This is a genomic window from Kitasatospora sp. NPDC023120 (genome assembly GCF_055560835.1).
This window is the reverse complement of record NZ_JBVHHY010000095.1, coordinates 1-2,614: the sequence shown is the minus strand read 5'-3', so window position 1 is coordinate 2,614 and position 2,614 is coordinate 1. Positions and strand designations below refer to the sequence as shown.

1 protein-coding gene is annotated in these 2,614 nt (G+C 70.5%); it reads right to left on the bottom strand.

Features of this window, described 5'->3' with window-relative positions; all coding sequences use genetic code 11:
• Positions 1-2,614: condensation domain-containing protein (locus ACZ3TI_RS40820; RefSeq protein ID WP_465735636.1), on the bottom strand; the 2,614-nt coding region annotated here is incomplete at both ends.

Below are 2,614 nucleotides of genomic sequence, written 5' to 3'. Positions count from 1 at the left end.
TCGAAGGCATAGGAGTGGAACAGTGCCCAGACGTCGGTCTCGTGGAAGCCGAAGCGCTCGCGGGTGGTGGTGAACAGGCGGCTGACGTTGGACTGGGGGACGACGACGCCCTTGGGGGTGCCGGTCGAGCCGGAGGTGTAGATGATGTAGGCGGAGTGCTCACCGCGCAGCGGGCAGACGCGCTCGGCGTCGGCGATGTCGTGGCCGGGTTGGTCGTTGGTGTCGATCTGGTCGAGGAGGACGACGGGCAGGTGCGGTAGGCCGTCGACCGTGCTGCCGGTGGTGGTGAGCAGGCACATCGGTTGTGCGTCCGTGAGCATGAACGCGATGCGTTCGGCGGGGTATTCGGGGTCGATCGGGAGGTAGGCGCCGCCGGCCTTGCTGACGGCCAGGATCGCCACGACCAGGTCGAGGGAGCGCGGCAGTGCCAGCGCGACGATCCGCTCCGGGCCGACACCGTGCCCGATCAGCACGCGTGCGAGCCGGTTGGCCCGCTCGTTCAGTTCCCGGTAGGTCAGCGAGGCACCCTCGAAGGTCACCGCGGCCCGTTCGGGCACTCGTGCCGCCTGGGCCTCGAACAGTTCCGCCAGTGGCGCGGAGGGCGCAGTCGTCGCAGCGGTCGCGCCGCCGCTCCACGCGCGCAGCGTCTCCCGCTCCTGCGCGGACAGCAGCTCCAGCCGCCCCACCGGCATGCCGGGATCCGCCGCCACCGACTCCAGCACCCGCAGCAGCCGCCGCCCGAAACCCTCCACCGACACCCGGTCGAACACATCGGAGCTGTACTCGATGATGCCGTCGATCCCGCCGGGACGGCCGTCGGCGGACTCTCGTTCGTCGAAGATGAAGGAGAGGTCGAACTTCGCCGTGCCGGTGTACACGGGCTCGACGCTGACGTCGAGCCCGGCGAGCTCGGGGGTGATCCCCCCGGGGGTCTGCTGGGCCAGCATCACCTGGAACAGCGGGTGGTGCGAGAGGAGGCGGTCCGGGTTGACCTCCTGCACCAGGGTTTCGAACGGCAGGTCCTGGTGCGAGTACGCCAGGGCATTGGTGCGCTGGACCCGGTCGAGGAGCTCGTGGAAGGTCGGGTGCCCGGACAGGTCCGTCCGCAGTACGAGCGTGTTGATGAAGCACCCGATGAGCTGGTCGAGTGCCTGGTCGGCGCGTCCGGCGACGGGCGTGCCGATGGCCAGGTCGTCGCCGGCGCCGAGCTTCCTGAGCAGGACGGCGATGCCCGCCTGCATCACCATGAAGACGGTCGCGTTGCGCTCACGTGCCAGCGCCCGAAGCTTCTGGTGCAGGTCCGCGGGGACCTGGAACGGGACGGTGTCCCCTTCGAGCGTGGACACTTCGGGGCGCGGCCGGTCGAAGGGCAGGTCGAGTCCCGCCGGAAGCCCGGCCAGGGCCTCCTTCCAGAACGCGAGCTGCTCGGCCTCCCGGCTGTCCGACGCGCTGGTCCCGCCGAGCACCTCCTGCTGCCAGTAGGTGAAGTCGACGTACTGCACGGGCAGCGGCTCCCACGCCGGCGGGACGTTCGCGCAACGGGCCTCGTAGGCGGTGGCGAAGTCGCGCACCAGGGGTGCCATGGACAGGCCGTCGGCGGCGATGTGGTGCAGGACCACCTGCAGGACGTGTCGGATCGGCGTGACCGCGAACAGGTGCGTGCGGATCGGCACCTCGGTGGTGAGGTCGAACCGGTGCCGCGCGGCGGCCGAGAGCTCGCGGTCGAGGTCGGCGGGCTCGCAGGAGCGGACCGCGAGGTCCACCAGGCCGTCCGCTGTCTCGAGGACGTGCTGGTGCGGACTCCCGTCCATCTCGGGGAACACCGTCCGCAGCGTCTCGTGGCGTCGGACGACGTCCTCGACGGCCAGGCGGAGCGCCTGCTGGTCCAGCGCGCCGACCAGCTTCAGGGCGAAGGAGATGTTGTAGGCCTCGCCGCGGTCCTCGAAACGGTTGAGGAACCAGAGGCGCTGCTGCGACGCCGACAGCGGGATGAGCGTCCCGCGTGTCGCGACCGACAGCAGCGGGCGGTCACGGTGGCCCTGCGTTTCGAGCATGCGCGAGAGGTCCGCCACCCGCGGGCAGTCGAAGAGGGCTCGGACGGGCACGTCCGTCTCGAGTGCCGAGCTGATCCGGGCGGCGAGCCGGGTCGCGAGGAGTGAGTGCCCGCCGAGGTCGAAGAAGTTGTCCTCGACGCCGACCCGGTCGATGCCCAGGACTTCGGCGAAGAGCGTGCACAGGACGGCTTCGCGTTCGGTGCGGGGGAGGACGGTGCCGGTGAGGGTGTTGAGGTCGGGGTCGGGCAGGGCCTTGCGGTCGATCTTGCCGTTGGGCGTCAGCGGCAGGCGCTCGAGGACGACGACGATGGACGGGACCATGTAGTCGGGGAGGGTGTCGGCGAGGGCGCGACGAACTGCCGCAGGGTCGCATTCGTCACCGGCCGGCACGACGTAGCCGACCAGGCGGCGTCCGGCGCCTTCCGCTCCGTTGACGACGGCGACGGCTCGGGTGACGTGGGGGAGGTGGGTGAGGGCGGCTTCGATCTCGCCGAGTTCGATGCGGAAGCCGCGGATCTTGACCTGGTCGTCGGCGCGGCCGGCGAATTCGAGTTGTCCGT